The sequence below is a fragment of the Cytobacillus dafuensis genome (assembly GCF_007995155.1).
GTDB lineage: Bacteria > Bacillota > Bacilli > Bacillales > Cytobacillaceae > Cytobacillus > Cytobacillus dafuensis.
In genome coordinates, this window is record NZ_CP042593.1 from 3,823,042 (window position 1) to 3,839,435 (window position 16,394).

A 16,394-nucleotide genomic window follows, 5' to 3' on the forward strand; every position below is an offset into this window, starting at 1 on the left:
TCTATGGATTTCTTAAACGTTCAAGGAATTCATCATACCTATTTTACTAAAAACTCTGCTACAACTGCCCTCACCGATGTCTCGATTGCGGTCGAGGAAGGAGAATTTGTTTCCTTCCTTGGCCCAAGCGGATGCGGAAAAACAACCCTGCTTTCCATTATTGCCGGCCTTCTTCAGCCAACAGAGGGTACCGTAATCCTAGAAGGAAAAAAAGTAGAAAAAACAGGACAGAGCATTGGCTATATGCTCCAACAGGATTACCTTTTTCCATGGAAGACAATTGAGGAAAATATTTTACTTGGTCTTAAAATTAGCAATCAGCTTGATTCCACTAAAAAAGCGTACGCACTAACTTTACTTGAACAAATGGGGCTTAAAGGAGTAGAGTCACAGTTTCCAAAACAGCTTTCTGGTGGGATGAGACAGAGGGTTGCCCTCGTAAGAACCTTAACAACTGAACCGAAGCTGTTAATGCTTGATGAACCGTTTTCCGCCTTAGATTATCAAACAAAATTAAAGCTCGAGGATCTCGTATCTAATACGTTAAAATCCTTTAAAAAAACGGCTATTCTCGTTACACATGATATTGGTGAAGCCATTGCCATGAGCGATCGCGTTTTCCTGTTCTCTGCAAGCCCAGGAAAGCTTCATAAAACATTTATTATACCGAAAGAATTGCGGGAAGAAACACCATTCAAGGCAAGAAGCCATGAAGCCTATTCCCGAATATTTCAAACTGTTTGGAAGGAGCTGGAGTCCCTTGAGCCCGCAAACAAACATTGATCTTCTTCATCAAAGATATCTCCATTCATTGAAACGTGAAAAAAGATGGGTTCGCTTCTACCAACTTATTATCTTTCTTTTCTTCGTATCTGGCTGGGAGCTTGCAAGCCAGAAGCAATGGATCGATCCTCTTATCTTTAGTTCTCCTTCAAAGGTTTGGACATTGCTTTTAACAAAAATTCAGGATGGTACATTGTTTATCGATTTAAGCTTTACATTATCAGAAACAGTATTTGGCTTTATTCTCGGTACCATTTTAGGAACATTTCTTGCTGCAATCCTATGGTGGTCACCTTTTGTTTCAAAAATATTAGATCCGTATTTAGTCGTTCTTAACTCCATGCCAAAGGTTGCACTTGGACCAATATTAATCGTAGCGTTAGGTCCTAGCTTCACATCAATTGTCGCAATGGGTGCCATCATTTCCATCATCATTACAACCATTGTCGTGTACACTGCCTTCAAAGAAGTTGATCCAAATTATATTAAAGTGTTACAAACCTTTGGAGCGAAACGGCTGCAAATTTTTAAAGAAGCAATCTTACCAGCTTCCTTTCCAGTCATTATTTCTACACTAAAAGTCAATGTCGGGCTATCTTGGGTTGGAGTCATTGTCGGCGAATTTCTCGTTTCATCAAAAGGACTTGGATATATGATCATTTACGGCTTCCAAGTATTTAATTTCACCCTAGTGATGCTGTCACTTCTTGTCATCGCCATCTTTGCGACCGTTATGTATCAGCTTGTTGAACTGCTTGAGAAAAAATTAATAAAAAACGGATCTTAAAAAAAACGGCATAAAAAAATGCCGTTTTCTAATTTGCTGCCATTATTTTGCTAACACTTTTTTCAATGACCTTATCCTTCATAATAAAACTGTACTGTGAGTCCCATCTTAATTTTAATATATCTCCTTCAACGAGAACGGGCCCTGAAGTCTCGAAATAATGTTCCTTCCTTACCATTTCATCAATGATTCCATAGAAAATTGCTTTCACAAATGTCGTACCATCTTGGGTAACTTCATATTCACCAATGAATTGTAATTTTGAAATAGTGGCACCGGCTTCTTCCATTACTTCTCTTCTAGCCGCTTCCTCCAAAGATTCACCTATCTCAACCTTCCCCCCTGGGAATTCCAATCCCCTTTTTGAATGGTTTGTTAGCAGCCATTTATCTCCTAATTTACAAATGACCAGAACATGTTCAGGAAGTTTATCGAAAGAACCAGGTTTATATGAGAGTCGGACCGAACCACCAATTGCATCTTTAAAAGATTCCATATTATCCCTCTTTTCAACTATGGAAATATATTTCAATTATAACTTGTATAAAGTGATTCTTCCATCAGCCGGGTCTTACTGCCCGTTAATCTACGATAAATCTCCTATTGCTAATGTCCTATTTTATTTGGATTTTTTTGTGAATAAAGTATGAAGTTTCATATTTTTGAAACCAGCACCTAATTTTTCCGTATATAATAGGTGAATAAACATAAAGGAGTGTCAAATTTTGAAAAAAACATTATCGATTTTAACAGGCTTTTTTCTTATTTTTATGTTAGCGGCATGTAATCAAACAGCCGAGCCTGTTAATGAACCTTCAAAAAATAACGGAAAAAGTGAAAAGCAATCAGAATTAACATTGGAAGAAGTATTTAAGAAATCTACAGAAGCTTCTAGCAATCTGAAAAGTTTTGCTGTGAAAATGGATATGGAGATGGATATGAGCTCTGATGTAGAAGAATTAAATATGAAAACACAATCAGAGATTGATATGAAAGTCGTTACTGAGCCAATGGCATTTCATCAAAAAATGGCTATGACAGTGGCAGAAGAATTATTCGAAACAGAGAGTTATTTTTCAGAAGACGGTATGTTCTTCTATGAACCTACTGGACAGCAATGGATGAAGTTTCCGCAAGATATGACAGAAGCATTCTTACAAATATCTGGCCAGCAACAAGCAAATCCTGGTGAAGAACTCCAAAAATTACAAGGGTTTGTAGATGATTTTACTTTTGAACAAGATTCAAAAAATTATATACTTAAATTAAATGCATCAGGTGAAAAATTTAGCGAGTTTATTAAAGAAGTGGCCACTAAAACACTTCCTCCAGAAATGGCAGGAGATGAAGAAGCGCTAAATGAAGTGTTAAAAAATATGAAAATTAATAAGGTAAATTACGAATTCTTAATTAATAAAGAAACATTTTATCCAGATGCTGTAATTGTGGATATGGAGATGGAAATGACAGCTGAAGGTCAAACCATGGTAATGAAGCAAAAAGTGAACGGTCAATATTCAGATTATAATAAAGTTGATACCATTACCGTTCCTCAAGAAATCATCGATTCAGCAGTAGAAATGGAAATGTAATAAAAAAGTATATAATCGCTTCTTAACATTAGATTGGGAGAAATCGGCAAGTGAGCCGATTTCTTCATTCTGTATCAACTAATATCCCCATACTTTGGATATGCCTTCTTGCTTCTTGATCCCCAAGCTGATAGATCATTTCATACACTTTCCTAATGGTTGAATCATAGGCATCATTATCTTTATCATCGTGGTATTCGATGAATGGAATATGTGCTCTGAAGAAGTTCATCCACTCTGTAGAATAATTTTGATTGAAATAATCACGAAGCTCAATAATCTCGTCATCTGTTGCTTCAATTTTAAAGTCCCATGATGAATCTGTTTTACTTTGCGAGATTTCCCCGGTTTCAACCTTTATATAATAGGCTTTCTTGTTTTCACTCATCATTTCATCCCCTTTTTGTCGTCTAAAATAAGCTCCTTACACATTTTTCATTATTTATGGTTTCCCATTACCCGATTAATAATTATGCATTTATATAAACATTCTTAAGATATTCCATAAAATAAAAATTTTTAAAAGCTAATTTTGCAAATAATGAATATTTCTTATCATGAAGGGGATTCAATTAGTATAAAATATAAAAAAATATTAGTTGGAGGTGAAAGGATTGAAAATTATTGATGAACTATACGAGCTTTATCGTCATAAGCTTACTGGAGATGAAGAAGATATCGATATGCTTGCCTTTGCATTTTTAGAAGAAATGAAGAGAGAGGATTTATTAAAGATGATTCACGATTTAGATAACCAAGAGCTTTATGATTTAATGGGCCTTTATTTAATCGAGAGTTTAAAAGGAAAGTTTGCAAATGAGGATTTCAGAAGGCAGCATAGTCCCAATATATCACATCGGAATATACATTAAATATTTTTTGTTACATATCTAGTTCATTAGAAAGGCTTGTCTTATTAAAGTGACAAGCCTTTCTCTCCTATCCCCATTACGCTTATGTACGAATGGAAGTTATGAAGCTTGACGTAAGGACCGTCCAATTGGCTGCCTGCTTATTCACCACTTAAATTAAGAGGATTGCTTAAGTTTTAACTAGCGATAAAATCCCATCTCCATACATCCATTTTCATGGTAAACTAATAGTGTGAAGGGGGGAGTAAGCATGGTAATCGTTTTAGCCATCTCAGTACTCATTGTCGCTATTGTTATTGTGCTAGCTGTGACGACAACATCTAAAGCATATACATATAAACACACTGTAGATCAAATAGATCATTTACACGATAATCAGAATCAAGAGGAATTGAATAATGAGAAAAGGACTTCTTAACATTCTTGTCTAATTTATATGAAATAAATAAAACCGGGCTGACATTGTTCAGTCCGGTTTTTCAATATTTTATGCAAATACTTGCTTTAAATCTTCTTTGGATTGTTCTTGCCAGAAACGCATTAGCCTCTTGGCGCCGTCTAGATCATGGAGCTTCGCTTGGCCACATTGTTTTTCATTGGCTGCTGGAATTTCAGTAATATCTACTGCATCTTTCATTGTATCATGAAGCAAATCAATGATTTCCTCTACTGATGGTTCACCACTTACAACTAAATAAAAACCGGTTTGACATCCCATTGGGGAAATATCAATAATATCAAAATGGTCATATTTCTCTGAATGCTTACGAATATTAAATGCGAGAAGATGTTCCAATGTGTGAATAGCATCTGGCTTCATTGCTTGTTTATTAGGCTGGCAAAATCGAATATCAAATTTATTGACCACTCCATCTGATCCAACTTTATGAATTCCACAATGTCTAACATACGGTGCCTTAACTGCATTATGATCTAAATCAAAGCTTTCAACTGAAGGCATCTTCATCACTCCTTGACTATTTCTTCCATTGTAACTCATATTCCGAGTATATTCATCAAATTTATTGTATTTAATCAAAACATTTCTCTTTCGACTATTTTTCAATAATATGCTATCTTTTTATCAATAATACATGATACTAAGAACGGAATGATGAAATGCTAAAAAAAGCTTTGATTGCCTTCATTCGCTTTTATCAAATTGTGATTTCTCCACTTAAACCGCCTACTTGCCGTTTTTATCCGACATGTTCACATTACGGGCTTGAAGCCGTCAAACGATTTGGAGCCATTAAAGGAGGATGGCTCGCGATTAAAAGGATTTTAAAATGCCATCCTTTTCACCCAGGTGGGTTTGACCCTGTACCAGAAAAAAGGAATAAAGAATAAAGTGAAACTTCCATCAGTGGGGGTTTTTCGACGCACAGGACGTGCTAGTGCCGACGTTGCCACAGGACGTGGCGTTCTTAGTCGGCTTCATCCCCACTGATGGTTAGTTGAACCAATCACGCTCAAAACGCCACGTCCTGTGGCTTTCGCCTGACTAGGACATCGTGTCCGTCGTCGGGCCTTTACGGTCAGTTGAGCCCCCACTTAGGTTTCTTTGATTCTCTCGCAAACTTGAAGTGGGTGTCTTACTGCCCGTTAATCTGCGATAAAACTTGTCATTTGCCAAATACAATTGGTTCATGACAAGTTTTTTTCTATCCAAATTCTTATCGGTTAATCATCGTATCCGTTTACTACAACTTTCAATTCTCCTGTACTCGGTTCAATGACTAATCCATGTACTGGAACATCATTAGGCATTAATGGATGTTTTTTTACCATGTGGACACTATGCACAACACTTTCCTCGACATTATCAAAGCCTTTAAGCCATTCCCTAACATCAACACCTGAATAGGTAAACGTGTCAAGCGCCTCTTCTGATTTTCCCCGCTTTCTCATGCTTTCCAACATGCTATCAGGCTTCATTCCACTCATTCCGCAATCATAATGCCCAATGATAAAAACTTCCTCTGCTTGAAGCTCATAAACGGCAACAAGTAGGCTTCTCATAATACTTCCAAATGGATGTGTAACAAGAGCACCTGCAGTTTTTACAATCTTGACATCGCCATTTCGAATATTCATTGCTCGCGGAAGCAGTTCAACTAATCGTGTATCCATACATGTCAATAAAACCATACGTTTATTTGGAAATTTGGTTGTTGTAAATTCTTCATATCTTTTTTCTTCTACAAATTCATTATTAAATTGTAAAATTTCATCTAGTAATTTCATATGCATGATCTCCTATTAAAATTTTTTACTAATACAAGGATACAAAATAAACATTTAATAGACAAATTTTATTCTTGATTTTTATTTATTTCTTATGTAAAATTACATTTGGAATCGTAATGATTACGAATTGCAAAAGATTTAGAAATTTTTTTAAACTTCAAATCGTAATGAATACGTTTTTGATTGGAGGGGAGAAAGAGAAATGAAGAAATTATTACTTTTTTTATTTATTTTTAATCTGATTTTAACAGGGTGTACCACTAAAAAAGAGAGTCCGAAAAAAAATGACAATAAATTAACGGTTTATACAACTGTTTATCCATTACAATATTTTACTGAACGCATTGGCGGTGACTATGTAGAAACCCATTCTATATATCCACCAGGTGCTGATGAACATACATTTGAGCCCACTCAAAAAGATATGATTAAATTAGCTGATGCAGACCTATTTATTTACATTGGACTTGGATTAGAAGGTTTTGTTGAAAAGTCAAAAAAAACATTGAAAAACGAACATGTTAAACTAATTTCAGCAGGAGACAATGTTCATTTAGATTCAACTGCAGCAGAAGATGGACATCATGAGGATGGGGAACATCATGAAGATGACGGCCACAACCATGGTGGCATCGATCCGCATGTATGGATTGATCCTGTTTATGCAAAGGAGCTTGCAGAAGCTGTTAAAGATGCACTTCTTGAAGAAATGCCTGAACATAAAGATGAATTTATCGCAAATTATGATGAATTAATAAAAGAGCTCGATCAACTAAATGCAGATTTCGAGCAAGTGGCAAATCATGCGAAGCATAAAGAAATTATCGTTTCCCATTCTGCTTATGGATATTGGGAGAAAAGATATGGAATAAAGCAAATCGGTGTTTCAGGTCTTAATACATCAAATGAACCATCACAAAAGCAGCTTGAAAAAATCATCAATGTAGCAAAAGAGCACGATTTAAAATACGTATTTTTTGAACAAAATGTAAGCTCAAAGCTAACAGAAATTATACAAAAAGAAATCGGTGCCGAACCGCTAGTACTGCATAATTTATCAACTTTAACAGATAATGACATTAAAAATAATGCCGACTATTTTTCTATTATGAAAGATAATTTGCAAGCACTTGAAAAAGCATTAAATTAAAGCCTCTCATTTGAGAGGTTTTTTCGCTTTCATTAATCGTATTTGACTTCCTTCTATTGGCACGAATGAAGGATATTGTCTATACAAAACCTATAATAGGGTTCTAAGCCCTATCATTTATAGAAATTTTAAGGAGTGCTGCGCAATGGCTAAAGACGTTTTATGTGAAGTCAACAATTGTTCATATTGGGCAAAAGGAAATAAATGTGCTGCTGAACAAATTTATGTTGTGAGCCATAAGGGAAATACAGCAGATAACAGCAAGGAAACCGATTGTAAAACCTTTGAACCTTCTTGATTTTAAAAGTGAAGAAATAGGGTTGTCCCATAAGGTGTCTGGCATCCACTTAATACACTTTATCTAGAATCTCTCTCGCTTATTGATACTAGATATTGTTCGTGGTGCCAGACACCTTACTTTTGGGACACCTTATCTCTTCATATTTTTATTTAACAATAAGCGTAAATTTCTCCGCAAAATCTTCTTTGCTGCATTTCTCGGAATTTCATCAATGATATAGATTTTTTTAGGAACCTTGTATTTAGCTAATTTTTCTAAGCAATATTGAATCATTTCCTCTTCCTTCATATCTTTTTTAATCGTTACAAAAGCTATGGGAACCTCCCCCCATTTTTCATCCTTCATACCGATGACTCCTGCATCCGATATATTTGGATGGGAAACAAGTACCCCTTCAATTTCTGCTGGGTATATATTCTCTCCTCCAGAAATGATTAAATCAGAACGGCGGTCTAATACAAATAAAAATCCATCAGAGTCCAAATATCCTATATCACCTGTTGATAACCAGCCATCTACAATTCTTTTAGCTGTTTCCTCTTCTCTATTCAAATAACCAATCGTTATATTTGGTCCCTTAACAAGGATTTCGCCCGCTTCATTTGGTTTTGCGTCCTTACCATTAGAGACTATTATTTTTAACTGAGAAGGAAATAAAGCCTTACCTGCAGATCCGAGCTTGCTAATGCTATATTCTGGAGAAAGAGTAACAATTTGAGACGAAGTTTCAGTCATGCCGTATGTTTGGTAGACAGGGATCAGTTTGAACATACATTTTTCAAGCAGTCCCCTAGGTGCAGGTCCACCACCAAGCAGCATGCAGCGGAAATGCTCTGGAAGCCTTTGATCCCCTAATTCCTCTTCTATTCGAGTTAGCATGGTACTAACAACGGACATAATGGTTACTTTTTCATTTTCAATCAAATCAATTGCTTTCTTCTCATGAAATGAATCAAGAATCACCATTTTCATTCCATAAATAATGCTGCGCATGAGGATTGAATATCCGCTAATATGAAATAAAGGTACCGCACAAAGCCAGCAGTCTTGTTCAGTCAGACCAAGATTTAAGGCAGAGCCAATAGCACTCCACATATGATTTCCATAGGTTTGTAGAACCCCTTTTGGAAATCCTGTCGTCCCAGACGTATACATGACTGTACAAACTTCATTAAGATTCATTTCATTCACAACGATAGGTTCTACAAACGGTGAATTGAACAAATCTTCTTTATTAATAATGGTTACGTTTGGAAGGCTCTTCTCCATTTCTTTGCTCTTAAGAGTGAATAGCTCCTCTGTTATCAAAAAAAGAGAATCTGAATCTTCCATTTGCCATGCAAGCTCATGAGCAGTTAAACGGTTATTTAAAATAACAGCCTTAACCCCTAATAACTGAAAAGCTAAGTAAATAAAAGCAGAATCTGCATGATTAGCAAGAAGTACTCCAGCAAACTGCCCCCTTTTTAACCCAAGACTTGTTAATTGCCCAGCAATATGAAAGGCTTTATCAAACACATCTGAAAATGTATACGTTTGATCTGCGAAATAAATCGCAGGTCTATCTGGAGTTAAAGAGGCTCTTTTAAGTAAGAAATTTTGCATCATCTGATCGTTCAATATTAACACCTCGAAAGTTAGAAAAACTTGGCGTTCGCCAAGTCTTTTTTTGGGGAATGCCTTAGTTTTTCTTATGCGATAATAATTGCAGATATTCAATCTATGAATTCATATATCCTTCAGCACGTTAATAAACTTAACTTTCCGATTAGCTTAGAAAAGCGCAAGCGCCTTGGTCACCCCCGACAAGCACAAGACGAGCCTCTCGGAAAGGTGTTCTTTACCTTTCTGGGAGGATTGGCTTTTGACCTCGAGGTCGACAAAAACGCGACGTCCTGTCGCATTGCCGACACTAGTACGTCCTGTACGTCGGGGGTAGGCGCTGGAGCTAGACATTGAAAAGCTTAAGCGTATATTTATTTTATTATATATTGAATTAAATAAAAACAGCCTGATGGTATAACCACCAAGCTGTTCATTTTAATACCTGTTTCTAGTAAACGAGTTAATCAAGGAAAACGAGGGAATTGACCAAAATCAGGCTTACGCTTCTCTTTAAATGCGTCACGGCCTTCCTTCGCTTCATCAGTTGTATAATAAAGTAATGTTGCATCACCAGCAAATTGCTGAATACCTGCAAGGCCATCTGTATCCGCATTGAAGGCTGCCTTTAAGAAACGAAGAGCTGTCGGACTCTTGTCAAGCATTTCTTCACACCACTTAATTGTCTCCTCTTCCACCTTATCAAGAGGAACAACAGTGTTTACAAGACCCATATCTAATGCTTCCTGAGCATTATATTGACGGCATAAATACCAAATTTCGCGCGCCTTTTTGTGACCAACGATTCTTGCTAAATAGCCTGATCCATAACCTGCATCGAAGCTTCCAACCTTCGGACCAGTTTGTCCAAATACTGCATTATCTGCAGCGATTGTTAAATCACAAACAATATGGAGTACATGCCCTCCACCGATAGCATATCCTTTAACCATTGCAACAACAGGTTTTGGAATAACACGGATTAATCGCTGTAAATCAAGAACATTCAATCGTGGAATTTGATCATCACCAACATAGCCGCCATGGCCACGTACTGACTGATCTCCACCTGAACAGAACGCTCTATCTCCTGCACCTGTTAGGATAATTACTCCAACATTCGAATCATCTCGCGCATAAGCGAAAGCATCAATCAATTCCATAACCGTTCTTGGTGTGAAAGCATTATGCTTTTCTGGACGATTGATAGTAATCTTAGCAATTCCGTTGTATGTTTCATACATAATCTCTTCATATTTACGTCCTGCAACCCATTCTACTGCTGACATTACGGAATCCTCCTTTATATGTATTCTATATGTATCATAACCTATATAGGTTAGATCACTAATTCTCATCACTCATGATAAGTGGATGAAATCTTCTTCCCTATTTCATGTGACAAGAATTCTCTTACTATTGTACCAAATATTTTGGGTTTCTCCACATGAATTGCATGTCCACAATCATCAACTGTAATCCATTCGCCATTTTTTACTTCTTTTTGCATTCTCTCTGCAATTCGGCAAAACTTTTCATCAATACTTCCAGTGATGAATAGGACTGGTGCTGTCAATTTTTCGAGTTTCCCCCACCAGGATGGCTGTGAGCCAGTACCCATACCTTTAAGACTGTTCATTAACCCAACTGTTGAGTTCATTAATCTTTCCATTCTTAATTTACGACGGATCATTTCAGGTAGCCTCTTTTGGCTTTCAAAAAGGGGAATGTTTTCCCAATAATCGACAAACTCCTCGATTCCTTGCACTTGAATACGATTTGCCAGCTTCTCATCCTGAAGTCGACGTGCTTCTCTTTCCATATCCGTTTCAAGACCTGGTGAAGAGCTTTCTAGTATTAGTTTTCTTACCTTTTCAGGATATAGTAAAGCAAAAGTTAAAGCTAGCCTGCCACCCATCGAATAGCCAAGCAAATCCGTCTGCTCAATCTTCATTTCTTCTAACAGAGTGTATAAATCGCTTGCTGCTGATTCAATTTCATATTTATGTAATTCTTTAGGTGAGTCCGTTTTTCCATGACCGATAATATCAACAGAAATGAGATAGGAATAATCTTGCCATTGCGTTTCAAACTCACGCCAAGATGCTCCATTACCTGTAAACCCATGAAGCAACAATAAAGGTCGGCCTATAGGATTTCCCCATATTTCAACATGATAGCGAATGCCGTTGATGACAAAATTCATCAGCATTTGCCATCCAATAATTGACTTATTTCCCGGGAAACCGCGTCCCATAATTCTCGATGCTCTTGAATATTATTATCTCGGTTTGTTGTAATTTCCATTACTTTTAAACCTGGCTTTTCTTTATTTGCATTTATTGAGGAAGAAAGATGCTCCCAGCTAGTTATTAACTCATAATGTCCGCCATACATTTCTACGACAGACTGGAATTTTAAATCCAATGGTGTCCCAAAAAGCTGTTCAAAGTTTTTTGGATGGCTTGCTTGCGGCAGAAACGAGAATATTCCTCCGCCATTATTATTGATTAAAAGGATATTAATATCGATTCCAAATTGCTTCGCTGCGATTAAACCGTTCTGATCGTGGAAAAATGTAAGATCCCCTAATACTAAATAAAGCGGCTGTAAGAATGTCCCCGCACCCAAAGCAGTTGAAATGACACCATCAATTCCATTCGCTCCACGATTAGCCATAATTCTTATTGATTTATGATTAAAATGAAAAAAAGTATCCAAATCTCGAATCGGCATGCTGTTTCCAACAAATAATGTAGCACCTTCAGGCAGTCTTTCAGTCAGCTGATAAAATAGTTTTCCTTCACTTAATACATCTATTTCATTAACTTTTGCTAAATTCTTTCGCGTTAATTGATTTATTTTTTCCCACTTTTCAAAATAGGAAAGACTGTTGTCTTTATTAATATAAGAAATAATCGAACGGCAAAAATCTGTTTCATGACAATAAACCATTTCTGAAGACACCATTCCTGGATCTCTCCATCCAGCTCCACCATCAATGACAAATTGTCGTACATCACTATTTTCTTTTAGAAAAATGGTTAAAGGCTTAGACACTGGCACTGCACCAAAGCGAATGACAACATCTGGCTTTAAAAATTGCTTTGCTTTTTCATTTTTTAAAAAGGTGTCATATGTATCAATAATATATGTTCCACTATGGCTTCCACTTCTTAATTGAGATAGCGGGTCAGAAAGAATAGGGAATTGAAGCCTTTCTGCTAAGGCGATGACTGCATCATTAAAGCCTTCCGCCTCAATTGATCCACAAACAATAATTCCTCTTTTATAGGAACGGAGGCTTTCTCCAATTTCTCTGTACTCCTCATTTGTTAGCTTATATTCTCCAGCTTGAATGCTGACATATCCGGCCGAGCGCTCAGTTAACTCAAAAAGGTCCGCCGTGTCCAATTGCGGAATTAATGGCTCTCTAAAAGGAAAATTCAAATGTACTGGCCCTGCTGGAGAACGTTTAGCTGTAGAAGCTGCCCTAGCACAAATCGTACGCACGTACCGAATCATGTCTTTAGAATTCTCTGGCGGCGCCATTTCAACAAACCATTTAACATGATTTCCATATAAGTGAACTTGATCAATGGCTTGTGGAGCACCAACATCTCTTAATTCATGAGGGCGATCAGCTGTTAAAACAATGAGTGGCACTCTTGCAATATTTGCTTCCACAATAGCAGGGAAGTAGTTTGCTGCTGCTGTCCCTGATGTACATAGAATAGCGACAGGCCTTTTAGAGGCCTTTGCCATTCCTAAAGCAAAAAAGGCAGCCGAACGCTCATCCACATGAATATGTACACGAAGCTCAGGATGCTCAGCCATTACCATTGCCATAGGGGTAGACCTTGAACCAGGACTCACCACAACATCCTCTACCCCGATATTTACTAATTCTGATACAAAAGCAGCGATATAAGAGGTTAATATTTCTTGATGATTCATTTATGATTACCTCCAAGAGCCGTCAACATCGGTCGGAATTTTATTTTTGTTTCAATGTACTCACTGTCTGCATTTGAATCCTTTACAACTCCGCAACCGGCAAAGATAGAAGCTTCATCCTTCTGAATAAGGCCTGACCGAATAGATACAGCAAACTCTCCATTGTCCTGATAATCCATCCAACCAAGTGGGGCGCCATAAAATCCTCTATCGAGCTCCTCTACTTCACGGATTTTCTCTACTGCTTCTTGCTTTGGCAGCCCTCCTAATGCAGGAGTTGGGTGGAGACGGTCAACTAATAAAAGCAAAGAAGTATCTTCTTTAGCTACTCCTGCCACCGGTGTATAAAGATGCTGAATATCTCTCATTTTCAGCAAATTAGTCTCCTTAGGTAAGGAGACTTCCTCACAAACCTCTTCCATAGCCTCTTTTATCATCTTCACAACATATTGGTGCTCGATTAAATTTTTGGGATCATTCAATAATTCTTCTCCAAGCATTTGATCCTCGTCTTTTGTTTTACCCCTCGCAATCGATCCTGCAAGACAGGTAGTAAAGAGGTTATTCCCCGTCTTTTTCACTAGCCGTTCCGGAGAGGCGCCAATAAAGCAATCCCCATTCGATTCAAAGGCAAAAATAAAGCTGTCTTGCTGCTGCTTCAACAATAGTTCAAGGACATTTTCCACTTTCACTTGTTTGTCAAAAATTAATCTAGTTTCTCTAGCAAGAACAACCTTCTCTAATGGACCTTGTTTTAATTCCTTTACAACAGATGAAACAGTTTCTTTCCATTCCGCGGGATTGATTTCAATCTCTTTTACTAGTTGATGCCCATCTTGTTTCTTGGCATTTATTATAGATGAAAAAAGTGCTTTTCTTTCCTTATTAATGATCTCAACAAGCGTGTAATCATCATGTTGAGTACAAATGATATTTGTTGTTAAAAAGGCTTTTCCTTGTATGACACTATACATAAAAGTAGGAATATGGAATAGCGAATCGGAATATTTAGACCAAAGCTTGGTTTTCTCTTTTAATGGATCAAAGGAAAATCCACCAAACATAAGTGGACCTATACCATTCAAGTTAAATCGATTAAAAATGATGGCATCTTTAATAAAGCGCTTCCACTCTTTTTCTACATGAAAAAAGCGGCCAGCTGCCTGATCCGATTGAATTTGGTTACATATTCCCATTCCGATGATAAAGGTTTCCTCTGAAGGGTCTTTCCAGAAAAAACGCTCACCAAAAAAGCCTTCTACTCCTGCTGTAAAAAAAGTAAGAGGATCTATATGATTAATCTGCTGCACTTCACTAACTAAAACTGGTTTAGATAAGGCTTTTGCCCTATCAATAGCTTCCAGGATCCCTTCTTTTAGTTCCGTTTCTTGTTTCGTAACCAAAAAAATCCCTCCAAAAACACTGATAAAGTGAAACTTCAATCAGTGGGAGTTACCAGCTCAATTTACGTACTGGTGCAAACTTTGTGACAATCCGTCTAGTTTTTAGGTCTGCCTTTATCCCTGCTGATTGTTAGTTGAACTGATCACGCTCAAAGCGCCACGTCCTGAGGCTTTCGCCTGACTAGGACATCCTGTCCGTCGTCGGGCTTTTACGGGCTGTTGGTTCCCCACCAAGAATTTTTGTTTCTAAAAACTTTTTAACATGGGGGACTTACTGCTCGTTAACCTGCGATAAACATATTCCAAGCTTATTTTAACATACTCCTCACTACATTCATATGTCAAAGCTAGTCATATTTAAGACAAGTTATCTTACTAAAATTATGTTTTGTTATTCCGTACCATTGACACGTTGCTTCTCTCAACTTACACTTATCGTTGGGAAGAACTATACATCAATTTTGACATTACAAGCCTTATCCATTATAATAAATAGGTTTGATAAATAGAAAAGCGGAAGCGCCTTGCTCACCCCCGACAAGCACAAGACGAGCCTCTCATAAAGGTGCTCTTTACCTTTATGAGAGGATTGGCTTGTGACCTCGAGGGGGTAGGCGCTGGAGCTAGACAAAGAAAAGCACTTATGGATTCATATTTTATATTTAATATAGACGACGAGGGGAGAGTTCTATGCAAACACAAATGCATACAAATATTCCACCTTCCAATTTGAAAAACTGGAAGGTTTGGTGGCAATTAACAAGACCTCATACTCTTACTGCTTCTTTTGTACCAGTCCTGCTTGGAACGGCCTTAGCCCTTCAAGAAGCGGAAATCCATTTTGGATTATTATTTGCCATGTTAATTGCTAGTCTTCTTATTCAAGCAGCAACTAATATGTTCAACGAATACTATGACTATAAGCATGGGCTCGACAATGAAGAATCGGTCGGAATTGGAGGTGCGATTGTTCGCGATGGCATTAAACCAAAAACGATCTTGAATTTGGCATTAGCCCTTTATGGGATTTCTTTATTAATTGGTGTTTATATTTGCATGAGCAGCAGCTGGTGGCTTGCTCTTGTCGGACTCGTTTGTATGCTGGTTGGCTATTTATATACAGGCGGCCCAATGCCAATTGCATATACCCCGTTTGGTGAAATTGTATCTGGTTTCTTTATGGGCATGATTATTATACTGATTTCCTTCTTTATTCAAACAGGAACGATAACACCTACAAGTATATTAGTTTCTTTTCCTATATTAATTCTAGTTGGAGCCATTATGTTATCGAATAATATCCGTGACTTAGATGGCGATAAGGAATTTGGGAGAAAAACTCTTGCCATTTTATTAGGTCGAAATAGAGCTATACGTTTGCTTGCTGGGATGTTTATTATTTCATATGCATGGGTTTTCATTCTTATTGCAATGAATATTATTTCACCTTGGCTGGCAATTGTCATTCTAAGTGCTCCAAAAGCGATTAAAGCAACAAAAGGATTTATTGGAAAAACAGTTCCAATACAGATGATGCCTGCTATGAAGGCAACAGCACAGACAAACACTATTTTTGGTTTTTTATTATCAATTGGCCTCTTTATAGGATATTTATTATAAGATTTAGAATGATCCCATGCATTTTGCATGGGGTTTTTTTCTAGGCTTTGTTAAATAGTTGAGGCAAAAAATATGGG

The 16,394-nt window shown here is 37.2% G+C and carries 18 protein-coding genes; 9 read left to right on the forward strand and 9 right to left on the reverse strand.

The genetic code is table 11. From position 1 onward, the window contains the following. Positions 1-3 precede the first annotated feature (3 nt). Both FSZ17_RS18225 and FSZ17_RS18230 read left to right on the forward strand, forming a co-directional pair. Complete coding sequence (locus FSZ17_RS18225; RefSeq protein ID WP_057772281.1) at positions 4-783, forward strand: ABC transporter ATP-binding protein; 780 nt, start codon at positions 4-6, stop codon at positions 781-783. Further along, positions 761-1,570 carry an ABC transporter permease gene (locus FSZ17_RS18230; RefSeq protein WP_057772283.1) on the forward strand — a complete coding sequence of 270 codons (810 nt, stop codon included), beginning with the start codon at positions 761-763 and terminating at the stop codon, positions 1,568-1,570. Before FSZ17_RS18225 ends, FSZ17_RS18230 begins: the two co-directional genes overlap by 23 nt. A gap of 28 nt (positions 1,571-1,598) precedes the next feature. On the opposite strand, the gene ytkD is transcribed toward FSZ17_RS18230, so the two are convergent. Then, positions 1,599-2,066 (reverse strand): RNA deprotection pyrophosphohydrolase, encoded by a 468-nt coding sequence (gene ytkD / locus FSZ17_RS18235; RefSeq protein WP_057772285.1) that lies wholly within the window; start codon positions 2,064-2,066, stop codon positions 1,599-1,601. A gap of 229 nt (positions 2,067-2,295) precedes the next feature. Between ytkD and FSZ17_RS18240 the strand changes: the two genes are divergently transcribed. Further along, the gene (locus tag FSZ17_RS18240) at positions 2,296-3,162 is read left to right on the forward strand and encodes a DUF6612 family protein (protein WP_057772287.1); all 867 of its coding nucleotides are present in this window, start codon (positions 2,296-2,298) and stop codon (positions 3,160-3,162) included. Between the two features lie 64 nt (positions 3,163-3,226). Here the strand turns inward: FSZ17_RS18240 and FSZ17_RS18245 are convergent, their stop codons facing one another. After that, the gene (locus FSZ17_RS18245) at positions 3,227-3,550 is read right to left on the reverse strand and encodes a hydrolase (protein ID WP_146846516.1); all 324 of its coding nucleotides are present in this window, start codon (positions 3,548-3,550) and stop codon (positions 3,227-3,229) included. A gap of 226 nt (positions 3,551-3,776) precedes the next feature. Here FSZ17_RS18245 and FSZ17_RS18250 point away from each other — a divergent pair, with 226 nt between their 5' ends. Together FSZ17_RS18250 and ytzI are read left to right on the forward strand one after the other, a co-directional pair. After that, positions 3,777-4,034: a DUF6154 family protein gene (locus FSZ17_RS18250; RefSeq protein ID WP_057772291.1), complete on the forward strand. Its 258-nt coding sequence runs from the start codon at positions 3,777-3,779 to the stop codon at positions 4,032-4,034. A 250-nt stretch (positions 4,035-4,284) separates the two neighbouring features. Continuing rightward, positions 4,285-4,452: a YtzI protein gene (ytzI, locus tag FSZ17_RS18255; RefSeq protein WP_082625251.1), complete on the forward strand. Its 168-nt coding sequence runs from the start codon at positions 4,285-4,287 to the stop codon at positions 4,450-4,452. A 69-nt stretch (positions 4,453-4,521) separates the two neighbouring features. Here ytzI and FSZ17_RS18260 read toward each other — a convergent pair whose 3' ends face one another. Continuing rightward, complete coding sequence (locus tag FSZ17_RS18260) at positions 4,522-4,995, reverse strand: S-ribosylhomocysteine lyase (protein ID WP_057772293.1); 474 nt, start codon at positions 4,993-4,995, stop codon at positions 4,522-4,524. Positions 4,996-5,153: 158 nt separating this feature from the next. Here FSZ17_RS18260 and yidD point away from each other — a divergent pair, with 158 nt between their 5' ends. After that, positions 5,154-5,384, forward strand: a complete 231-nt coding sequence (gene yidD, locus FSZ17_RS18265) for a membrane protein insertion efficiency factor YidD (protein ID WP_057772295.1) — start codon at positions 5,154-5,156, stop codon at positions 5,382-5,384. Between the two features lie 333 nt (positions 5,385-5,717). Here yidD and FSZ17_RS18270 read toward each other — a convergent pair whose 3' ends face one another. Next, positions 5,718-6,281, reverse strand: coding sequence for a beta-class carbonic anhydrase (locus FSZ17_RS18270; protein WP_057772297.1), 564 nt, complete (start codon positions 6,279-6,281; stop codon positions 5,718-5,720). A 205-nt stretch (positions 6,282-6,486) separates the two neighbouring features. On the opposite strand from FSZ17_RS18270, the gene FSZ17_RS18275 reads away from it, so the two are divergent. Beyond that, a complete protein-coding gene (locus FSZ17_RS18275; protein WP_057772298.1) occupies positions 6,487-7,434 on the forward strand; it encodes a metal ABC transporter substrate-binding protein in 948 nt (315 codons plus the stop codon). Positions 7,435-7,579: 145 nt separating this feature from the next. Beyond that, complete coding sequence (locus FSZ17_RS18280; protein ID WP_082625252.1) at positions 7,580-7,732, forward strand: DUF1540 domain-containing protein; 153 nt, start codon at positions 7,580-7,582, stop codon at positions 7,730-7,732. Positions 7,733-7,864: 132 nt separating this feature from the next. Here FSZ17_RS18280 and FSZ17_RS18285 read toward each other — a convergent pair whose 3' ends face one another. From FSZ17_RS18285 to FSZ17_RS18305, 5 genes are all read right to left on the reverse strand, one after another. Continuing rightward, entirely contained in the window at positions 7,865-9,343 is a 1,479-nt protein-coding gene (locus tag FSZ17_RS18285) for an o-succinylbenzoate--CoA ligase (RefSeq protein WP_057772363.1), read from the reverse strand. A 461-nt stretch (positions 9,344-9,804) separates the two neighbouring features. After that, a complete protein-coding gene (gene menB, locus FSZ17_RS18290) occupies positions 9,805-10,626 on the reverse strand; it encodes a 1,4-dihydroxy-2-naphthoyl-CoA synthase (RefSeq protein ID WP_057772300.1) in 822 nt (273 codons plus the stop codon). 68 nt (positions 10,627-10,694) lie between these two features. Continuing rightward, on the reverse strand, positions 10,695-11,543 hold the full coding sequence (menH, locus tag FSZ17_RS18295; RefSeq protein ID WP_057772302.1) for a 2-succinyl-6-hydroxy-2,4-cyclohexadiene-1-carboxylate synthase: 849 nt from the start codon (positions 11,541-11,543) through the stop codon (positions 10,695-10,697). Beyond that, complete coding sequence (gene menD / locus FSZ17_RS18300) at positions 11,543-13,294, reverse strand: 2-succinyl-5-enolpyruvyl-6-hydroxy-3-cyclohexene-1-carboxylic-acid synthase (RefSeq protein WP_057772304.1); 1,752 nt, start codon at positions 13,292-13,294, stop codon at positions 11,543-11,545. Before menD ends, menH begins: the two co-directional genes overlap by 1 nt. Next, positions 13,291-14,697, reverse strand: a complete 1,407-nt coding sequence (locus tag FSZ17_RS18305; protein WP_057772306.1) for an isochorismate synthase — start codon at positions 14,695-14,697, stop codon at positions 13,291-13,293. Before FSZ17_RS18305 ends, menD begins: the two co-directional genes overlap by 4 nt. Positions 14,698-15,387: 690 nt before the next feature. On the opposite strand from FSZ17_RS18305, the gene FSZ17_RS18310 reads away from it, so the two are divergent. Beyond that, on the forward strand, positions 15,388-16,317 hold the full coding sequence (locus FSZ17_RS18310; RefSeq protein ID WP_057772308.1) for a 1,4-dihydroxy-2-naphthoate polyprenyltransferase: 930 nt from the start codon (positions 15,388-15,390) through the stop codon (positions 16,315-16,317). Positions 16,318-16,394 lie beyond the last annotated feature (77 nt).

Excerpts from the sequence above, each read along its gene's own strand:
- FSZ17_RS18225 (WP_057772281.1), top strand. The coding sequence starts at position 4 with ATGGATTTCTTAAACGTTCAAGGAATTCATCATACCTATTTTACTAAA.
- ytkD (WP_057772285.1), bottom strand. The coding sequence starts at position 2,066 with ATGGAATCTTTTAAAGATGCAATTGGTGGTTCGGTCCGACTCTCATAT.
- FSZ17_RS18245 (WP_146846516.1), bottom strand. The coding sequence starts at position 3,550 with ATGAGTGAAAACAAGAAAGCCTATTATATAAAGGTTGAAACCGGGGAA.
- ytzI (WP_082625251.1), top strand. The coding sequence starts at position 4,285 with ATGGTAATCGTTTTAGCCATCTCAGTACTCATTGTCGCTATTGTTATT.
- FSZ17_RS18260 (WP_057772293.1), bottom strand. The coding sequence starts at position 4,995 with ATGCCTTCAGTTGAAAGCTTTGATTTAGATCATAATGCAGTTAAGGCA.
- yidD (WP_057772295.1), top strand. The coding sequence starts at position 5,154 with ATGCTAAAAAAAGCTTTGATTGCCTTCATTCGCTTTTATCAAATTGTG.
- FSZ17_RS18270 (WP_057772297.1), bottom strand. The coding sequence starts at position 6,281 with ATGAAATTACTAGATGAAATTTTACAATTTAATAATGAATTTGTAGAA.
- FSZ17_RS18275 (WP_057772298.1), top strand. The coding sequence starts at position 6,487 with ATGAAGAAATTATTACTTTTTTTATTTATTTTTAATCTGATTTTAACA.
- FSZ17_RS18280 (WP_082625252.1), top strand. The coding sequence starts at position 7,580 with ATGGCTAAAGACGTTTTATGTGAAGTCAACAATTGTTCATATTGGGCA.
- FSZ17_RS18285 (WP_057772363.1), bottom strand. The coding sequence starts at position 9,343 with ATGATGCAAAATTTCTTACTTAAAAGAGCCTCTTTAACTCCAGATAGA.
- menB (WP_057772300.1), bottom strand. The coding sequence starts at position 10,626 with ATGTCAGCAGTAGAATGGGTTGCAGGACGTAAATATGAAGAGATTATG.
- menH (WP_057772302.1), bottom strand. The coding sequence starts at position 11,543 with ATGAATTTTGTCATCAACGGCATTCGCTATCATGTTGAAATATGGGGA.
- menD (WP_057772304.1), bottom strand. The coding sequence starts at position 13,294 with ATGAATCATCAAGAAATATTAACCTCTTATATCGCTGCTTTTGTATCA.
- FSZ17_RS18310 (WP_057772308.1), top strand. The coding sequence starts at position 15,388 with ATGCAAACACAAATGCATACAAATATTCCACCTTCCAATTTGAAAAAC.